Origin of the sequence: Pontibacter vulgaris (assembly GCF_022758145.1) — a bacterium.
GTDB lineage: Bacteria > Bacteroidota > Bacteroidia > Cytophagales > Hymenobacteraceae > Pontibacter > Pontibacter vulgaris.
This window is the reverse complement of the sequence record NZ_JAJVDH010000006.1, coordinates 251,878-269,375: the sequence shown is the minus strand read 5'-3', so window position 1 is coordinate 269,375 and position 17,498 is coordinate 251,878. Positions and strand designations below refer to the sequence as shown.

Below are 17,498 nucleotides of genomic sequence, written 5' to 3'. Positions count from 1 at the left end.
TCACACAACTCCAAACCATGATAGATAATCTTACACTAGAACAGAGAGAGCAAATAGAGAGTGCTCTTAAAAGCGCGTTTGATCTCAATCATTTCAAGCGAATGTTGATGTTGAAGCTAGGATTAAGATTAGAAGATGAGGTTGGCTTACAAGTAGGTTTTACTATTATTGTTAATGAGCTCGTAGATCAAGCACTGAAGGGAGGATGGCTTGATAAATTGTTGATAGGGGCAGGAGGTTATAGGAATGGCAACTTAAGATTGCAAAATTTACTTCAGCAACTAGGTTTGACAACTCAACAGGTTATACCTCCAGATTATCAGGAGACACTACCAATTGATGTGATTACCTCTAGTCGAACGCTGGAGAAAATTCTTGAGCAACGTACATCATTTCAAGGGTTTACTGACTTTACTCAGCGCCTCCGTTCTATAGGTTGTCAGATTTGCCGTATTGAGATTCCAGAAGGCAATGCCGTAGGAACAGGCTGGTTAGTTGCTCCAAACCTTATTCTAACAGCCTATCATGTCATTATGGATGTGCATAAACAATTGAATGGTTTTGCTCCAGGAGATATTGCTTGTCGTTTTGATTATTCCGTTGATGTAAGCTTATCTCAGCAAGTTAGGAGTAGGGTTACTACGGTAGCAAGCTCATGGCTGATTGATTACAGTCCTTATGCGCTTGCAGATATAGGTCAATCAAATGTAGAGCCAACAAATACAGAATTAGATTATGCTTTGGTGCAGTTAAATGAAGATGTTGGTGAAGATGTCTTGCCGGAGGGTAAAAAAAGAGGATGGATTCAAATTCAAAACAATCCAACTGTTATGCAATCCAATGATGTCGTGCTGATACCACAACATCCTCAAGGAAGGCCATTAGAATTAGCGTTTGGTACAGTCCTTAATTACAACACGAACGCAAACCGATTAAGGCACAGTGTAAATACTGAAAATGGTTCCTCGGGATCTCCCTGCTTCGATGTCAACCTTTCTCCTTTTGGTATACATCATGCAAGTGATCCTAATGGCATACGGTATAATCAATGTGTACCACTTAGGCATGTTATAAGCAAGATGGAACAAAAGACTAATGTTCCAATTTTTTGGGGAAATAACAGATAGAATAGCCATGAATAAGCGGGAACGGCTAGAGAAAGAAATTAGAAGGTATACATTAGACCAATTAAACGCTGTTGTGTACTATGCTTTAAATAGGCGACTTGAAGAATATTCTATTGGTCCAAATTATGAGACAGTAGTTTTTCAATTGATGCAACAGTTAGAGATGGATAATGTTACTCTAAATAGATTTTTAGTCCATCTTTTGATGATAAGCCCTTGGCCTGAGTTGCGTAGTGCTATATGTGAATATCTTGGTTTACGAACTAAGAATCCATATGATGCTCTTTCGCCATTTGACAAACCTGTTGTTGACCGACAAAGTTTAAAAAGCAAGCTAAAAAACCTATTCGATAAGCCACCAGGTGGTACTTTTAATTATCATGCATTAATTACTAGTGGGCCAAGAAATAGTGGTCGTACTCATATCAAATGGTTGGTTCAGTATGTTGCAGAACACGAGAAAATACTAGCGGTTCAAATTGATATGGGTAACAACAGTTTAGAGGATATGATTTTTAAGCTTAAAAATGAAATGTCTCTGCCAAATGAAAGGTTTCCTGATTCTGAAGCACAATTATCTAGGCAAATAAAAAATTTTCCATCTGTATTAGGTGGGTACTTAAGGGAACAGGCCAGAAATGCTCTTGGAAATGATGTTAAGTGGTGTCTTGTGTTTGATCATTATGATTTGAGCGAAGCTGGGTCAGATTCACAAATTTTTGTCGATGAATTAGTTAAATACGTTGCAGACAATCCGAGTATAAATCTTTGGATTGTAGTGCTTGGACATAATAACACATCCGCATTTAAATCTATGGGTGGGGTGCTTGTAGAGGACATTATACCACTTGACAAGAAAGATATAGAAAATTACTTAGTACAAGTTGCTCAATCCTCTGGGAGTAATTATACGCCCGTTGAGATTGAAACTAAGTGCAGCGAAATATTCGCTGGCTTAATAGTTCCTCCTCCTGCTCTAGATAAAGAAGGTATGAGACTAATTCATGAGAGGCTTCGCGCTTTTTTACGAACAAATAATGTTTCTATAGCATGAAGGAATTTTCTAAAGAAGAACTAGATCAATTTCAGGATCAGTACAGGTTGGTATATAAACAAATTTTTGAAACTGAAGAAGACCTTGATGCCTCTTATCTAGAAGTAGCATGTTTACTTGTTTATTTTGATCCTGAACAAATTCATCCTGTATATAAAAAACAAATAACACATAAGAATCATAAAGGCTGGAGAAATTTTCTTAAATATTGTGAGCCTTATGTAGGTTCTAGTGAGGGTAACTTTTGGCAAGTTAATCTTTCAGTACGTCGGGCTGCATTAAAGCGCTTGGGTACAAGGGAGCAAATGTTAAAAGTACTACAAGCAAGTAAAATTCAACCACAAGTTCCTGGTCAAAAATTTGTAAATGAATTTCTTCAAACTGGTAAAGTAAGTATAGAGGACTTTACACGCACAGAACTTCTCTCATTGTTATCAATTTTACAATGGTTTGATAACATATTAGTGGAAGCAACAGCAGTTAAAGAACAGGTGGAGAAAACTTTGCCGGTTGCAGAATTGTTAGAACCACTTCGTCGTTTGAATTCAACTACATTCATTGGAAGAAAAGAAGAATTGGTTATTTTAGCTGATTATGTTGGTGTTTTGCCAACAAAAGACTTCCTGCGCAATGTAAGGCGTTTCGCTTCCAATCTTGTATATAGTTTGTTTGAAAGGCCCCCATTATTAGTATATGGTCCGGGTGGAATGGGTAAGTCTACTTTATTAGCGCGATTTATCTTAGATCATTTTGAAAAAACAAGCACAGATAAATTACCATTTGTTTATCTTGATTTAGATAGACCAATATTGAACTTAGAACAACCAAGCACTCTTCTATTAGAAGGAGCTCGTCAGTTGGCAAGTCAGTATTTAGAATTGGAGCTTGAGTTTAATCGGCTTAAAGATGCTATTGAAGTTGCCTTGCTCAATATGGACAATTATGAAATATCAAAGTCTATTATTCTTAGTAATTATAGTGATTCTCACATTAGTTCATCCGCGAGAGTATTCGGAGAATTAGTAAGATCTGTAAACGCTCCAGTATTGTTTGTTGTGGACACGTTTGAGGAAGCCCAATTTCTTGGTAATGAGGTTGTGGAGGAATTATGGAGTTTATTTGTGACTATACAAGAACTTGCTCCTAATCTAAGAATAATCATATCTGGAAGAGCGCTGGTTCGAAATTTTCCTGTTCAAAAACTTCTTTTGAAAGAGTTCGATAGAAGGGAGGCTCGTCAATTTCTAGAGGTATGTTTAAGTAAGTCCGAGAAGGAAATAATTATTAATAAAAAAATTGTAGAGGAGATTTTAGATGTTGTAGGTTATAATCCTCTGAGTCTTCGTCTTGCTGTTAAAGTTTTCCAAGAACAAGGTGTTGAAAAGTTACGAAGTGTAGGCTCACGAGGATGGCTGATTTCTAGAGTAAATGATGAAGTAATACAGGCACGGTTATATGGAAGAATCTTAGCTCATATTCATGATCCAGAAGTTAAGAAATTAGCTTTTCCAGGTCTAGTTGTACGACGTATCACACCGTCAGTCATAATCAATGTGCTAGCAAAACCGTGCAACTTAAAACTAAATTCATATTATGAAGCTGAATTGCTAATGCAAAGTCTTTCCAAGGAAGTTTCACTAGTTGAAGTTGATCCATTGGATAGCTCACTGCGGCATCGGCAAGATGTGCGTCGTATCATGATAAATGATCTAAAGAATGAAATCTCAAGTGATGTTTTAAAATCGATACACGATCTTGCAGTTGAATATTATGCTGATTTACATGATGAATTCTCACGTGCAGAAGAAATTTATCATAGGCTTTCTCGTGGAGATGAATTCTCTAAAGTTGATAATCTATGGCAACCAACATTAAAACCACTATTACAGTATGCAATAGAAGAACTTCCAGACCGTGCTCGTATCTGGCTCTCTTCAAAATTAGGGGTAACACCCGATACAAATTTACTTAAACGATCAGACTTGGAATACTGGGAAGAAATCACTGCTAAAACTGCACAGCGTCATCTTCAGACTGGAAATGCTATAGGTGCATTAGATGTACTGCGAGAGAGGCAAGAACGAAGTCCAACTAGCCCACTCTATCACCTTGAACTAGAGGCTCTTCGTATGATGGGTTTATTTAGAGAGGCGGAAACTTTAGTAAATCGGGCACTACTATCGGTCAATAAGTCAGGAAATAAATTACTTGTTCGTGAACTGTTGTTGCAGTCTGCGTTAATACAGGAAGCACAAGGTAAATTAGATTTAGCACTCACATTTATAAAAGAAGCCGAACATACTATTACTGAACATACAGAACCTATTGAAGTGTTGCGAGTTCTTGTTTGTCACATTAGACTGCTTCGTAAATTAGGGAATGAACACGATAAAGAGCGCGCAAATATTATTGAGAATGCAAAAGCTTTGTTATTACAGGAACATGTCGTTCAGCTCTTATCCAACTATCCAAACCTGTTACGAGAGTTAGCAGCAGAACTTGGTAAGATTATTCCATCAATTTTGCATAAATCAGTAGATTTGATTGGAATTGATGTTCGAAGTAAAGACCAAATTGATATACTTTCAGCAGCTTTAGCAGAATGGAACAATCAATTGCAAGCAGAATCACATTCTGATCAAGGTGAATTGGCAGTTCGTGCCGGTATCAAAGGTAGCTCCTTATCAGAGTGGTCAAATTTTATAAGTAAAAATGTTGGTAAAAATCTTAACAACTCCATAAAGCACTGGATGAGTGAGATTCCCGTAAACACTCTTAATAATGATTTATCTAATAAATTTAATAGTTCTTTAGTTGATATTTATAGAAGCTCAGTTAACTATTCGTTGGAAAGTAGAATAAAAAAGCATTCTAAATAATTTTAATTTTGATTATAATGATTCTGTTAGTTGGCTGTAGGTACTTAACGCATGCTCTTCAGATTTTACGCTTCCGGATGTCCATTTGACCTACTCATCAAATCGCTGCTACAAATGAAGCCTAAAAAATAATGCCCACCCAGTCAACTCAAATTGTTTTCAATTGCCTCAGCCACTCCCGCCCTTTACTAACAATCACCTGAAACTGAAATGTCTGAAATTTTTGGGATTTTTCTGTAGCCATTCTTATTGGGAAATACAGCTTTGCTAAGTAATGGTAAGGTATTTGTGATGTGGTGAACATAAAATTCCTGAAACCGAATTTAGTAAAATAGCTTAGCATTGCTATTCTGGCCGCCCTAATGTGTATAAATTCTCGACTGCCGTACTTGTCCTTGCTCACCTGCTCTTTAGAAACGTCGACGCTTAATAAAGCGCCGACGGTCATAGACATACTTGGCTGGCCTATGTATTATATTCGGATTACTTTTTATTGTAGATTTTTCTACCTGTTTTTGAGGTTCTTGTGGTTTAAACAAACTACCTGCTATTATACATACCATCAACAAGGGTTCCTCGAGAGGTTATTGCAGGAAGGGAATAGCACCTGTTAATTTGTTAGAAAATGATATGCAAGGAGTGCATAGGAGGGAAGGTAATAATCTGTGCTCTTATTACGCTCCGGTTTAATTGTTGTCTGTTTTGGAAGTGAAAACGTAGTAGTACAGTAGGTTTTAGATTATGGACTACTATCAATTCAACTATCTTCCAAATGATAAGCGGGCAGAACTGGTGGGGCAGTCAGGACGATTTCTAGACTTGCGCTCTCATATGGGGTGTAGCTTAGCACTTTACGAGATGCCCTGCTTCTTTGCAAAAGTCTGGTATTCGCCCGAAGATAGTCAGATAGCCTTGGTGCATGGTTTTGTAAGCAGCCTACTCTTTGAGCCGTATTTAGATGATATTGATCTGAAAGAGCTCATGGAAAAACTGAGGTAATAATCTTCCTTGATGTGATCTTGCTTAGCACAACATCTAGAAGGCAAAAAGAGGTAAAACCAGACTAGAAACAGGGTAGAAGAAAAGTAGAGCCGTACGCAATGGCAGAGGTTAGCCAGATGTTACGACTTGTACGCTAATGTGTACGTATGACAATAAAAAAAGCCCCTCAGAATAAACTGAGAGGCTTTCTAGTAGTCCGTAGGGGAATCGAACCCCTGTTGCCAGAATGAAAATCTGAAGTCCTAACCCCTAGACGAACGGACCATGCAATTGCTGTATTGCGATGCAAATATAAGGGGTGATTTTATTTCTGCAATGGAGTTACATGAATTTTTCTGTAGCTAATTCGGAAATAATTGGTTTACAGTTCAATAATTTTCATCATTAAAACGATTGTTGCATAGTTTAACAAAACATATCTTCTTGCGTTATACTTAATCTTATTCAACTAAACCTAATACGTATGGCCAGAAGTGCACATTATACTGGTGTAACACCTGAAGTATATAATCAACTAAAAAGTAAGCTCCAATCTATGGGCTTAAGCCTGGAAGGAGATGCAGGGAAAATTAATGAAAAAGGCGTTTCTGCAAAGTATAACTATAATTCTGAGGCAGAATCGCTCGAGATTGATGATCTTTCTGTTGGGTTTCCGGCAAGTATGATGCTGAATGCGGATAGTTTGGTACAGCGCATGACGCAAATGATTGAAGAATATGGCGGAAAAGCTAAATCATAAAGCTTTTACCAATTTTGACCGTATAACAAGCAAGTTTATTATTATATACCAATTGGACTAAAAAAACTATGGAAAACGAAAATATGCAAAACAAAGCTGCCGGTAACGGTGGCAGCGGTCAGCAGAAAGGACAGGGTAATAAGAGTAGCAGTAGTTCCTCTGAAAGCTCATTGAAGTTGCTGCAACCGCATGATATGTCAAAAACAGTAGAGTCTGCGATGCACGTATTACAGGGGCGTCACGAAAAATTACCGGAGTTATTGCACGATGTAGGAACACTTGTTTTAAAAGCAGCTAAAAAAATGACAACTACGCAACTTATACTTGCTGCCGGTGCTGTTACTGTTGGTGCCATCCTGGTAGCGCGTTACGTAGGAGAACATGATTTTGAATTTGATGAGGCTGCTTAATTAACGTTTCAACCCATCATTTTATTAGATAACAGGACTTCCTGCTTTAAGTGTATGTATACTTAGGGCAGGAAGTTTTTTTATCAGCCAATTCTTAATCCTGAATTTCTATAGTTTATAAATTGTTACAAACGAACTTTATACCTGCCATAATGATTACACAACAAGTATGCTGCTCTGGTTATAGTATACCTACAGAAAGTATAAACTAACATTTTACCGGAAAAATCTCGGGCAATGGGGGAGAGAAAATAGTATCTTTGCCACCTTATTCAAAATATTATGATTTCAGTAGACGGAGTTACAGTCGAATTTAACGGATCGGCACTTTTTAGCAATGTTGCATTTAACATTAATGAGAACGACAGAATTGCGTTGATGGGTAAAAATGGAGCTGGTAAATCTACGCTTCTTAAAATTATTGCTGGCGTAAATAAGCCAACACGGGGCAAAGTGTCAGCGCCTAAAGATGCAGTAATTGCTTACCTGCCGCAGCATTTGCTTACCGAAGATAATTGTACCGTATTTGAAGAAGCATCGAAAGCCTTTGCCAAAGTGCTGGATATGAAAGCGCAGATGGATGAGCTGAATGCGCAACTCGAAACCCGCACCGATTACGACTCTGATGATTACTATAAACTGATTGAACAGGTATCGGAACTGGGCGAGAAATATTACTCTATTGAAGAGATAAACTTTGATGCAGAAGTAGAGAAAACACTGCTCGGACTTGGTTTCTTAAGGCCAGATTTTACGCGCCCTACAAGCGAATTCAGCGGGGGCTGGCGTATGCGCATCGAGCTTGCCAAAATACTCTTACAAAAACCCGATCTTATACTTCTGGATGAGCCTACCAACCACATGGATATTGAATCCATACAATGGCTGGAGGATTTCCTGGTGAATAATGCCAAGGCTGTAATAGTAATATCACACGATAAAACCTTTGTAGATAACATAACCAATCGCACCATAGAGGTTACGATGGGGCGCATTTATGACTATAAAGTAAACTATAGCCAATACCTGCAACTGCGTAAAGAGCGCCGCGAGCAGCAACAGAAACAGTTTGACGATCAGCAAAAAGAGATTGCCGAAATTCAGGCGTTTATAGATCGTTTTAAGGGCACTTACTCTAAAACTTTACAGGTACAGTCGCGGGTAAAGATGTTGGAGAAGATTGAGATTATTGAAGTAGATGAAGTTGATACTTCGGCTTTGAATTTGAAATTTCCGCCTGCACCTCGCTCTGGTAACTACCCGGTAATTGTAGATGGCATTACAAAAAAATACGGCGACCACACTGTGTTTAACGATGCATCCATGACGATTGAGCGTGGCGAGAAAATTGCATTTGTAGGTAAAAACGGTGAAGGTAAATCTACGCTGGTAAAAGCCATTATGGGCGAAATAGACTATGAAGGCAAACTGCAGCTAGGGCACAATTGTATGGTAGGTTATTTTGCCCAGAACCAGGCATCTTTGCTCGATGGCGACTTAACCGTTTTTCAGACCATTGATCAGATAGCTATTGGTGATGCCAGAACTAAAGTAAAAGACTTACTTGGGGCTTTCATGTTCAGTGGCGATACGATAGAAAAGAAGGTGAAAGTACTTTCAGGCGGAGAGAAAACGCGCCTGGCTATGATTAAGCTTTTGCTTCAGCCCGTTAACCTGCTTATCCTGGATGAACCTACCAACCACCTCGATATCAAAACAAAGGATATTCTGAAAGATGCTTTAAGGGCATTCGATGGTACACTTATACTTGTATCACACGACCGTGACTTCCTGGATGGCCTGGCTACTAAAGTGTTTGAATTTGGCAACAAACGCATCCGGGAGCACTTCGAAGATATCAATGGTTTCCTGCGTAACAAGAAGATGGAAAACCTGCGCGAGATCGAAAGAGCTGTTGCAAAATAGATAACAGGAACTAGCTTTAATGCTTCTTTTGGCAAGTATAAACACTTGTTAAAAGAAGCATTTTTTGTTATACTATAAGTATATCTCTGGACAGTTTATACTTAAGTGTACTAATTTTCAATGCAAAGCTTACGCAAATCCCGCATTGATCCATAAAAAACATTGCAGTCTACTTTACCCTCAACACCTTCTACAGTGCCAATATCGGTGTGCTGCCAGAAGCTTAACTTAATGTTGTGGCCCGGCGAAATACGTAATTTAGGTACCTGGTAATGAGCAATCCAGAGCGGGTAATTGTCAAAATAACCTTCTAAGTGGTCTTTGTAGAATTGATAATTTGTGTAAAGTATGGGCTTGGTATTGTAAGCGCGCTCCACAAGGTTTAGCCAGGTCTGCAGCTCCTCCCTGAATCTTGCGCCTGACTTCAATCCACGATGCTCCACATCCAGCACAGGTGGCAAATCGCCATTAGAAAGCTGCACAGTTTCTATAAAATTACTGGCTTGTTTTTCAGGGCTGAGGCGTGGCCTGTAGAAATGGTAAGCTCCTTTTATTATGCCAGCTTGGCCCGCTTCCTTCCAGTGGCGTTCAAATTCTTTGTCTTTTAAGTAATTGCCTTCCGTAGCTTTAATAAACGCAAAGCTGATGTTGTTTTCCTGTACTTTCTGCCAGTTAACGTTTTTCTGGAAATGAGACACATCAATGCCATATATATCATGGCCCTTGGGCCAGACTGAGGTGTGGCGTTCGCCAAAGAACTCTACATACAGGAACAAAAGGCCAATTGCACCTAACATACTCATGCCAATCCAAAACCGTAGGGGTATAGGCTTCTTTTTTTTGTTGCGGTATGGGCGTTTAACAGGCGCTGTTTTGGTTTGCATATAGGCTTAGGGCAAAGGTATAATTTTGGGTTTATACTTTGCAATGGTAAGTATAAATACAAGAACGTAAGTTGTTACAGTTCTTCGTTGTTAGCTTCAATTATTGTACTAAAATATGAAAGTATTAGTACAAGTTGCACTACTTCATACATATCCAATCATTTCTGAAACAAAATATAGGCATTACGTTATAGTTTGTAATGAGAACTCATCCATTATACACCTTGTTTTTCGCCCTTACTACTGTAGCATTAAGTATAGTTTGCTTTGGTTGTGCCTCAAAAAATTTCTTCTCAGAAAGTCCTTTGGTAAAGACTCCGGATTCAAGCGCTATAAAATCTGATGTAACCCCATTATTAGATAGTGTTACAGTTCAGGCTGGCAGGCACTATGCGCATGGTAAGTTTTATAATTTTTTACTGGGCCAACATTACCGCGAAGTTTGGGCTGCCCCTGTACGTGTTAAGGTTTTATACTTGCAACAGCAGGGTTTTCAGATTGAAAAAGTGGGCGGAAATTTACAGACTACAAGTTTTACCCTGGTAAATGACAAGGGGCTTCGTTATGCGCTGCGTAGTCTTGATAAAGACCCGGCGGGTTCATTGTCTCCGTTGCTGCGGCAAACGTTTGTTGCAGATTTTATGCGCGACCAGACCGCTGCCCTTAACCCATATGCCGCTTTAGTGGTTGCTCCGCTGGCTGAAGCAGCGGGCATTCCGCATGCTAATCCGAAACTTGTTTACCTGCCTCCAGATTCAGTTATACTTGGCAAGTATACTTTAATGGCCGGAGATAAATTGTATATGCTGGAAGAAAAGCTGGATGATAGGAATTGGTATAGAGACGAAGCGGGAAGTTTGTCTGATATAATCAGTTCTAAAAAGCTGCTGAAACGACGGTTTAAAGACAATAAGCACCAGGTAGATGCGATAGCTTTTGCCAAGGAACGGCTTTTTGATTTGCTGTTGAATGACCGCGACAGGCACCAGGGGCAATGGGAATGGCTGGAATTTAAGGCTAAAGATCAAACGCTTTACAAACCTGTCCCTAAAGACCGTGACCAGGCTTTTTATAAGTTTGCACATGGCGTACTTCCTCATTTATTTGGTCGGGGACTTAACTATCAAAAGTTTACAGGCTTTCACAACGATTACCGGAACCTGCATGCGCTCATGTTAAAGAGTGCCTATATAGATCAGCAATTTCTATCCGAAATAACCGAGGCAGAGTTTGACTCTCTTGCAAAGGATTTGCAACAGCGCTTAACAGATAAAGTCATTGCAAATGCGGTGCATAAATTCCCAGGACAAGTATACAGTCTGGTTGGGGCAATAACCGAACAAAGTATAAAAAGCAGGAGAGACCTTTTGCCGGTTGTAGCCCATAAATATTATAAATTGCTTGCAAAGGTGGTAGTTATAGTGGGCTCTGACGAGAAGGAGAACTTTATAGTTGAGCGATTAGACGATGAAAGAATGTTAATAACTATGCACAGAGCAAAGGATAATGCTGTTTTATATCACCGGGTATTTTATTTGAAAGACACAAAAGAAATCAGGATTTATGGTTTAGCTGATGATGACCAGTTTAAAGTGAGCGGAAAGGTGAATAAAAGTATAAAGGTATCTATAATTGGAGGCAAAGGAGAAGACGAGGTAGAAGATATATCACATGTAAAAGGCTGGAGCAAACACACTATAGTTTATGATAAACAGAACGGCAATCATTTAAAGCTTGGCTCAGAATCGAAATTCAGAATATCAGCCAACCACAAGATTAGTGATTTCGACAGAGAAGGATTTTAATGAAATAAAGTAGTTTATTACCAGATTCTGACTATACTCTAAATAATAAAAAAGGGACTCAGTAAGCTGAGTCCCTTTTTTATTACCGGCTTAGTTACCTGGCCAGGCATTCCATGGAATACGGACAAGGATAAGCAAAAGCGCTATACCGAAGAAAATGGCTATACTTTTAAAACGCTTGTTATCATCTGTTAAACGCTTGGCACGCGAGAAACCAATCGTTATCAGTACAACAGCAATAATCATTGTTAGTGGGTGCTCCAGAATATACAATCTTGACACCGAATCTTTCATGGCTTCGCCTGAAAAATTAGCAGCTCCTAACGGTGACAGGAAGTATAAAACTACCCCGAGTACCCACTGCAAGTGAGCTGGTATAAGGCCCAGCAGGCTAAGTTTTCTATCTTTATCAGTGAAGGGTTTGTTTCCGGCTAAACCAGCAATGGCATTGCCTAAGCTAATAATCAGACCCAGCAGTACCAGATAGGTCATGTAAGAGTGAAAATGCTGTATTCCTGTATACATAGTATGGTTTGGTTTGTATTGGTGTGAAATTACTAATGAATATGCTAAAAACAGATTATATTATCTATGCCAGAACGGAATAATTTACTGGTTAAGCAAATAAATTGCCGTTGCTGAATATTTAAGCCAAGTATAAAGTATGAATTTTAGCCTTTTGCTCTAATAGAGTAAAGCATCGGTATTTTATTTTCTAGGTTTTTTATCCGCCAGTAACCGTCTTTTCCCTGCACAGTGTTGGCAAAACAGTTATAAGGAGAGTAAGGGTACTCGTGCAGAAATTCTATACTTAATCCGGCAGCAGTCAGGGCGCTGATAATTTCTCCGAGGCCGTGGTTCCAGCCATACTCTACTTGTTTTATTGGGGCATCCCTGTCTGCGTAAGTACCTGTGCTTTCCGACACAATGGGCTCCTGGGTGTTATGGTAACTATATTTTATGTGTGTAAATTCTTCATCAAACATCCATAAAACCGGATGAAAATCTACGATATAAAAAGTGCCGCCCGGCTTTAAAAATTGTGCTATAATGTCGGCCCACTTTGTTAAATCTGGTAGCCAGCCAATGGTGCCGTATGAGGTAAAAATCACATCAAACTGCCCTTGTAGGTTTTCTTTGAGGTCGTAAATGTTTGCTCTGACAAAGCTGGCATCCAATCCTAACTGCGTGTTCAGCTGCCTGGCCTGGTTTACGGCCTCATCAGAAATATCAACGCCTGTAACTTTTGCTCCCATGCGAGCCCACGAAAGCGAATCCTGGCCAAAATGGCATTGCAGGTGGAGCAACGTTTTGCCGCTTACATCGCCTACTTCCTCTAATTCTATCGCATTAAGGGACGTTTTACCGCTTAAAAAAGCAGGCATATTATAAAAGGCTGAGTCAATATGCACCGGTGTCTTTTTGTTCCAGAGGCTACGGTTGGCCTCAAAGTATAAATTGTAGTTCTCGTTCATTATTTGCAGAAATTTACTTCAATATAAGATTTTTAATGGATATTAAATTTACTATATTTAAAAGTATTTCACCTAAGACTAAATCAAGATGGCAACATTTGATGGCACTGAAGGCGCTCCGATTGAGCTGTCGCTGGCTGCTTCCTGGACTAAAAATTACCGCGGTTACGCTACTGCTGACGAAAGCGGGACTTTAACAAAAGCTCATTTTTACGGCCGCGATATACTTCAAAAATTATTAGACCAGGAGGGATGCATGGGCATCAGGATATATTACGCAAGAGACGAAAAAGGGCAGAAACAATTAGTGTTAGTTGGTGCTAATGCTGAAGGTAATGATATGGAGGAAATGGTAGTGGATAGTTCTAAGATCTGTCCGCCGGATTGCAGTACAGGAGGAGATTTGAATAGTTAATGGAATTTTTTCTAAGAAAGGTCTATCCCTGGCTTGTAGAAATGGGAACGCTATGGGTACTTGTGCCGTTTATTGCCGGACTTTTTTTTATTCGTAAACCCCATAAAAGCATTCAGTTCTGGTTGCTGCTTCTGTTGGTGTTAGTTTCTGTACTGGCAGAAGGGGTAGGGCAACTGGTTGTTTACTTAGGTGCAAAAAATAACATCTGGGTTGTTCATGTTCATACTTTACTGGAGTTCCTGATCTTAGCTGCCATCTTCTATACTAGCTTCCAAAGAGCGCTCTTCAGGAAGGGGATTATCCTGGCTGCTATACTTTTCATTAGCGTTAGTTTGATAGATGCTTTCTTGCTGGAAGGTATAACCCAGATGAACTCCCTGACAAAAGTTTCCGGAAATGCGATGCTTATACTAATGGGCATTCTATACTTTTATAAAGTTGCCAACGACCTTACAGTTACTTACCTGGACCATGACCCTGTTTTTTTACTCAGCTGTAGCCTCCTGATTCTCAAAGCAGGCACAACTATGTCTTATGCCATGTTCAACCAGGCCCTTGCTGCTTCTTATGATGCCGCGCGCATTTGTATTGCTATAACACTGGTTCTCAATATACTTTATTATACTGCTTTAATACTCATCCTAAAAAGGGCAACGTCATGTTAGAGATCCTGAAGCCAGTTATTATTATTACTCCTGTATTGCTGGTTTTGGCAGTAAGTATAATTGCATTTGTATTTCAGTACCAGCGCCGCATGCTGCAACACCAGGAACATTTGCGGGTATTGCAGGAGGCCAAACAACGCCAGTTGCTGGATGCTACCATACAGGCACAGGAAGAGGAGCGCCGGCGTGTTGCCCGCGATCTTCATGATGAAGTAGGTGCCATGCTGGCCTTAGTAAAACTAAATGTGCACCAGCTTACGGCCCAGTCCGAAAATAAAGAAACAGGCCACCAGGTGAAGGAATTACTTAATGAGGTGATCGGGAGTGTGCGCCATATATCGCACGACCTGATGCCTGTGGTGCTGGAGAAAATGGGCTTGCCCCTGGCGCTGGAAGCCATGAAACGTTCTATACCGTCTTCTTCGGGAGTACAGATGATCTTTACCTGCAATGATACCGATAAACGGATAGACTCTAAGATAGAGTTGTTTTTATACCGTGTGGTACAGGAGCTCTTAAACAATACACTGAAGCATGCCAAAGCCTCTGAAATAACAGTAAACCTTGATTTTACCGTTTCTGATCTGCAATTAGAATACAGGGATAATGGCGTAGGCTTCGATTATCAGGCACTTTTACAGCAGGTAAACAATAACCATGGGTTAGGGTTATTAAACCTTCAAACCCGTATTGAATTATTGGACGGAAAATTTAACTTTTATTCGGCGCCAAATTCCGGAACAAAAGCTGCTATTTCTGTTTCAATTTTGTAACTTTACTTCGGTTTTATTAGCTATATTATGGATTTACAGGTACTTACAATCGCTATCGCCGATGATCACACACTTTTCAGGAAAGGTGTGCTGGAAATATTGAAAGCGTATAAGGAGATAACTGTAATTGCCGATGCCAGTAATGGCGCTGAACTGATCGAAAAAATAGAAGCATCTGCCTTGCCGGATATTATCATACTGGACTTGGAAATGCCTGAGATGGACGGTATTGTAACGTCACGTTACATAATAAGCAAGTACCCGGAAGTAAAGATTCTGATCGTATCTATGTATGGCGAAGAGTCTTTGGTAGAAAAACTGTTGAAAGAAGGCGTGCACGGTTACTTGCTAAAAAGTGCTGAACCAGAAGAACTACGCGATGCGCTACAAACGCTGAAAGGAGGCAATTGCTTCTTCTCTCAGACAATTAAAAATTTTATGCCTTACTAAGTAAACGGAGCCTCAAAGTATAAAAGCCGAAGCCACAGCATCTTGTCTGTGGCTTCGGCTTTTATACTTTGATGGCAATTCAAATTTATACTTCTGATAATTCTTGGGCTGTTGCTTTTTGTAAAACTTCGTCGGCTATAGTTTAAAAAGCAAAGTCCTAAATATCACTAAGGAAGTGCGGAAGGGTAAAGGCAAAAGGGCCTTATCTTTAAAACCTATATGCAGTGCTATTCAGCTCAGGCTAACCCGCAGCTTCATCCAATTCTATACCTTCAAGCATGTAAGTTAATATAGGCTCACATTTTTCACGACAGGCAGGATAAAAATGGCCATGCTTCCAGTAGTCTGATTTAGGTGATAAACCCCACCAGAACTCTGCCATAGCTATAGGTTTAAGTTGATTTTGAAAAGCATATTGCAAAAGTTTAGGCGCAGCGCATTCGCCGGCACCTGCAGGAGGATTACTATTGGAGTTGCCCTGAAAGATGGTGCGCAAACTTTTCTCTCTGCCTGATTTATTCAGGAAATGAAACCGGTCAAATAGCTTGCCTTGCAGGTCAATGGAGTTTTGCTTTCGCAATTTCTGAAGATCTTCAATTTCCGCTGCATTCTCCTTTTTCCCTGATTCTTCTAACCTTTTTATTTTAAGGTTAATGCGTGTCAGTTCCTGCATGCCTACATTCAGAAAACTGCCCTCTGTCAGTGCGTCATATACTGGCGGTACAAAGAAAGGATGGTGATAGCCTCCGGCTAATTTCCCGGAAAAAGCTGCCAGGTAGCCAATTTCATCTTCTTCGGTTTTTACTACCAGGACGCCAAACATTTTTCCTATTACTTTCCCTTCCTTACCATGCGTCAGGCCAAAGTTGTGGTCCCATTCCTGGTAATTTGTGAGGTAGCCTTTAAGTTCTTCAGAGGCGAGCAGGCTGATCGGATGCGGTTTATAATCAAAAGGATAAGTGAATTTTTCAGGTATCGGATAATGCTTAACTGAATTATTAAATGGTATGAAATAATTGGTTTTGGGTAATACTGTTGGTAGCAAGCTCTTAATCCTTTAACTATAATTGACTATCTGCCTTTAACTATAATTGACTATCTGAAAACAAAACTAGTAATAAGCAACAGCATTCATTCAACTTTATACCTGCCATCTACTATAAAAAAGTATCTCTGTAAACAATCAATGATTCTCTTGTTACAGGATGACCATGCCCAAGGTAAAATCTGTTAGTATTCATGGAAAGAACCCGGTTTATACTTGCCTTTACCTGTTCCAGATCATCGTGAAATGGTGGATGTTTCATTCTTGAATGAAAGGCAATGCCTCCCAAAAGTATACCTGACGAAGCCAGATCCATAATAATTGCATCTCCGCTATCCATAACAATTGAAAGTGTACCAGGTGTATGGCCCGGAGTGTGAGCTATTTTGCCGTTAATTCCCCATTCTGTTAAGTTAAATTCTTCATCGCCTTTTAGAATAATATCAGGGGTGCAGGGTATGGCCTTATCTCTAAGCAATTTTCTTTTCAGGATGTTCCAGTATATTTTGTTGGGCTTTAATGTTTCTCTCAGGCTTTTGCCGGTTTCTAATGCTCTGGAGTCTAATTCGTGCATCAGGACAGGTATTTTTAATTCATCTTTCAGAGCTTTTGCACTACCAAAATGGTCGATGTGCCCGTGGGTAATAATTAGAAGGTCTATGTCTTCCTTTTTTATACCTAGCTTCTGTAATTGTTTCAGAATGGTTTTTTCGCTGCCAGGTAAACCAGCATCTACAAGAATATGCTTTTTCTCACCCTTTATCAGAAAGCAATTTATCATTCCATAAGGGTAAACGGCTAGTTGTATTATTTTTTGCATAGTAGCTATGAGTTTTACAATGCAAAACT

The 17,498-nt window shown here is 39.5% G+C and carries 17 protein-coding genes and 1 tRNA gene; 12 read left to right on the top strand and 6 right to left on the bottom strand.

The window, feature by feature from the left end:
• Positions 1-17 precede the first annotated feature (17 nt).
• The 4 genes from LWP20_RS15565 to LWP20_RS15550 all read left to right on the top strand — a co-directional run bounded on the left by LWP20_RS15565 (position 18) and on the right by LWP20_RS15550 (position 6,059).
• On the top strand, positions 18-1,127 hold the full coding sequence (locus LWP20_RS15565; RefSeq protein WP_242929096.1) for a trypsin-like serine peptidase: 1,110 nt from the start codon (positions 18-20) through the stop codon (positions 1,125-1,127).
• A gap of 7 nt (positions 1,128-1,134) precedes the next feature.
• Complete coding sequence (locus tag LWP20_RS15560; protein WP_242929095.1) at positions 1,135-2,181, top strand: hypothetical protein; 1,047 nt, start codon at positions 1,135-1,137, stop codon at positions 2,179-2,181.
• Positions 2,178-5,060 carry an ATP-binding protein gene (locus LWP20_RS15555; RefSeq protein ID WP_242929094.1) on the top strand — a complete coding sequence of 961 codons (2,883 nt, stop codon included), beginning with the start codon at positions 2,178-2,180 and terminating at the stop codon, positions 5,058-5,060. Before LWP20_RS15560 ends, LWP20_RS15555 begins: the two co-directional genes overlap by 4 nt.
• Before the next feature lie 741 nt (positions 5,061-5,801).
• Positions 5,802-6,059, top strand: coding sequence for a hypothetical protein (locus LWP20_RS15550; RefSeq protein WP_242929093.1), 258 nt, complete (start codon positions 5,802-5,804; stop codon positions 6,057-6,059).
• Between the two features lie 195 nt (positions 6,060-6,254).
• On the opposite strand, the gene LWP20_RS15545 is transcribed toward LWP20_RS15550, so the two are convergent.
• Positions 6,255-6,326 (bottom strand) — tRNA-Glu (locus tag LWP20_RS15545).
• 199 nt (positions 6,327-6,525) lie between these two features.
• On the opposite strand from LWP20_RS15545, the gene LWP20_RS15540 reads away from it, so the two are divergent.
• The 3 genes from LWP20_RS15540 (at position 6,526) to LWP20_RS15530 (ending at position 9,137) form a co-directional block, all read left to right on the top strand.
• A complete protein-coding gene (locus LWP20_RS15540; RefSeq protein ID WP_242929092.1) occupies positions 6,526-6,801 on the top strand; it encodes a hypothetical protein in 276 nt (91 codons plus the stop codon).
• 68 nt (positions 6,802-6,869) lie between these two features.
• Positions 6,870-7,211: a hypothetical protein gene (locus LWP20_RS15535; protein ID WP_242929091.1), complete on the top strand. Its 342-nt coding sequence runs from the start codon at positions 6,870-6,872 to the stop codon at positions 7,209-7,211.
• A 282-nt stretch (positions 7,212-7,493) separates the two neighbouring features.
• Positions 7,494-9,137: an ABC-F family ATP-binding cassette domain-containing protein gene (locus tag LWP20_RS15530; protein WP_242929090.1), complete on the top strand. Its 1,644-nt coding sequence runs from the start codon at positions 7,494-7,496 to the stop codon at positions 9,135-9,137.
• A 110-nt stretch (positions 9,138-9,247) separates the two neighbouring features.
• Here LWP20_RS15530 and LWP20_RS15525 read toward each other — a convergent pair whose 3' ends face one another.
• Positions 9,248-10,021: a glycoside hydrolase family 25 protein gene (locus LWP20_RS15525; protein ID WP_242929089.1), complete on the bottom strand. Its 774-nt coding sequence runs from the start codon at positions 10,019-10,021 to the stop codon at positions 9,248-9,250.
• Between the two features lie 200 nt (positions 10,022-10,221).
• Here LWP20_RS15525 and LWP20_RS15520 point away from each other — a divergent pair, with 200 nt between their 5' ends.
• Positions 10,222-11,826, top strand: a complete 1,605-nt coding sequence (locus LWP20_RS15520; protein WP_242929088.1) for a hypothetical protein — start codon at positions 10,222-10,224, stop codon at positions 11,824-11,826.
• Positions 11,827-11,916: 90 nt separating this feature from the next.
• Here LWP20_RS15520 and LWP20_RS15515 read toward each other — a convergent pair whose 3' ends face one another.
• Both LWP20_RS15515 and LWP20_RS15510 read right to left on the bottom strand, forming a co-directional pair.
• Positions 11,917-12,351, bottom strand: a complete 435-nt coding sequence (locus tag LWP20_RS15515; protein WP_242929087.1) for a hypothetical protein — start codon at positions 12,349-12,351, stop codon at positions 11,917-11,919.
• A gap of 146 nt (positions 12,352-12,497) precedes the next feature.
• The gene (locus LWP20_RS15510) at positions 12,498-13,301 is read right to left on the bottom strand and encodes a class I SAM-dependent methyltransferase (protein WP_242929086.1); all 804 of its coding nucleotides are present in this window, start codon (positions 13,299-13,301) and stop codon (positions 12,498-12,500) included.
• A gap of 88 nt (positions 13,302-13,389) precedes the next feature.
• Here LWP20_RS15510 and LWP20_RS15505 point away from each other — a divergent pair, with 88 nt between their 5' ends.
• Genes LWP20_RS15505 through LWP20_RS15490 form a run of 4 tightly spaced genes read left to right on the top strand, consistent with a single transcriptional unit; the run spans position 13,390 to position 15,604 of the window.
• Positions 13,390-13,716 carry a hypothetical protein gene (locus LWP20_RS15505; RefSeq protein ID WP_242929085.1) on the top strand — a complete coding sequence of 109 codons (327 nt, stop codon included), beginning with the start codon at positions 13,390-13,392 and terminating at the stop codon, positions 13,714-13,716.
• A gap of 41 nt (positions 13,717-13,757) precedes the next feature.
• Entirely contained in the window at positions 13,758-14,381 is a 624-nt protein-coding gene (locus LWP20_RS15500) for a hypothetical protein (RefSeq protein ID WP_242929084.1), read from the top strand.
• Positions 14,375-15,154 (top strand): sensor histidine kinase, encoded by a 780-nt coding sequence (locus LWP20_RS15495; RefSeq protein WP_242929083.1) that lies wholly within the window; start codon positions 14,375-14,377, stop codon positions 15,152-15,154. Before LWP20_RS15500 ends, LWP20_RS15495 begins: the two co-directional genes overlap by 7 nt.
• Before the next feature lie 27 nt (positions 15,155-15,181).
• A complete protein-coding gene (locus tag LWP20_RS15490) occupies positions 15,182-15,604 on the top strand; it encodes a response regulator (RefSeq protein ID WP_242929082.1) in 423 nt (140 codons plus the stop codon).
• Between the two features lie 241 nt (positions 15,605-15,845).
• On the opposite strand, the gene LWP20_RS15485 is transcribed toward LWP20_RS15490, so the two are convergent.
• On the bottom strand, positions 15,846-16,649 hold the full coding sequence (locus LWP20_RS15485; RefSeq protein ID WP_242929081.1) for a pseudouridylate synthase: 804 nt from the start codon (positions 16,647-16,649) through the stop codon (positions 15,846-15,848).
• A 112-nt stretch (positions 16,650-16,761) separates the two neighbouring features.
• Positions 16,762-17,469: an MBL fold metallo-hydrolase gene (locus tag LWP20_RS15480; protein WP_242929080.1), complete on the bottom strand. Its 708-nt coding sequence runs from the start codon at positions 17,467-17,469 to the stop codon at positions 16,762-16,764.
• Between the last annotated feature and the right edge of the window lie 29 nt (positions 17,470-17,498).

Excerpts from the sequence above, each read along its gene's own strand:
- LWP20_RS15565 (WP_242929096.1), top strand. The coding sequence starts at position 18 with ATGATAGATAATCTTACACTAGAACAGAGAGAGCAAATAGAGAGTGCT.
- LWP20_RS15560 (WP_242929095.1), top strand. The coding sequence starts at position 1,135 with ATGAATAAGCGGGAACGGCTAGAGAAAGAAATTAGAAGGTATACATTA.
- LWP20_RS15555 (WP_242929094.1), top strand. The coding sequence starts at position 2,178 with ATGAAGGAATTTTCTAAAGAAGAACTAGATCAATTTCAGGATCAGTAC.
- LWP20_RS15550 (WP_242929093.1), top strand. The coding sequence starts at position 5,802 with ATGGACTACTATCAATTCAACTATCTTCCAAATGATAAGCGGGCAGAA.
- LWP20_RS15540 (WP_242929092.1), top strand. The coding sequence starts at position 6,526 with ATGGCCAGAAGTGCACATTATACTGGTGTAACACCTGAAGTATATAAT.
- LWP20_RS15535 (WP_242929091.1), top strand. The coding sequence starts at position 6,870 with ATGGAAAACGAAAATATGCAAAACAAAGCTGCCGGTAACGGTGGCAGC.
- LWP20_RS15530 (WP_242929090.1), top strand. The coding sequence starts at position 7,494 with ATGATTTCAGTAGACGGAGTTACAGTCGAATTTAACGGATCGGCACTT.
- LWP20_RS15525 (WP_242929089.1), bottom strand. The coding sequence starts at position 10,021 with ATGCAAACCAAAACAGCGCCTGTTAAACGCCCATACCGCAACAAAAAA.
- LWP20_RS15520 (WP_242929088.1), top strand. The coding sequence starts at position 10,222 with ATGAGAACTCATCCATTATACACCTTGTTTTTCGCCCTTACTACTGTA.
- LWP20_RS15515 (WP_242929087.1), bottom strand. The coding sequence starts at position 12,351 with ATGTATACAGGAATACAGCATTTTCACTCTTACATGACCTATCTGGTA.
- LWP20_RS15510 (WP_242929086.1), bottom strand. The coding sequence starts at position 13,301 with ATGAACGAGAACTACAATTTATACTTTGAGGCCAACCGTAGCCTCTGG.
- LWP20_RS15505 (WP_242929085.1), top strand. The coding sequence starts at position 13,390 with ATGGCAACATTTGATGGCACTGAAGGCGCTCCGATTGAGCTGTCGCTG.
- LWP20_RS15500 (WP_242929084.1), top strand. The coding sequence starts at position 13,758 with ATGGGAACGCTATGGGTACTTGTGCCGTTTATTGCCGGACTTTTTTTT.
- LWP20_RS15495 (WP_242929083.1), top strand. The coding sequence starts at position 14,375 with ATGTTAGAGATCCTGAAGCCAGTTATTATTATTACTCCTGTATTGCTG.
- LWP20_RS15490 (WP_242929082.1), top strand. The coding sequence starts at position 15,182 with ATGGATTTACAGGTACTTACAATCGCTATCGCCGATGATCACACACTT.
- LWP20_RS15480 (WP_242929080.1), bottom strand. The coding sequence starts at position 17,469 with ATGCAAAAAATAATACAACTAGCCGTTTACCCTTATGGAATGATAAAT.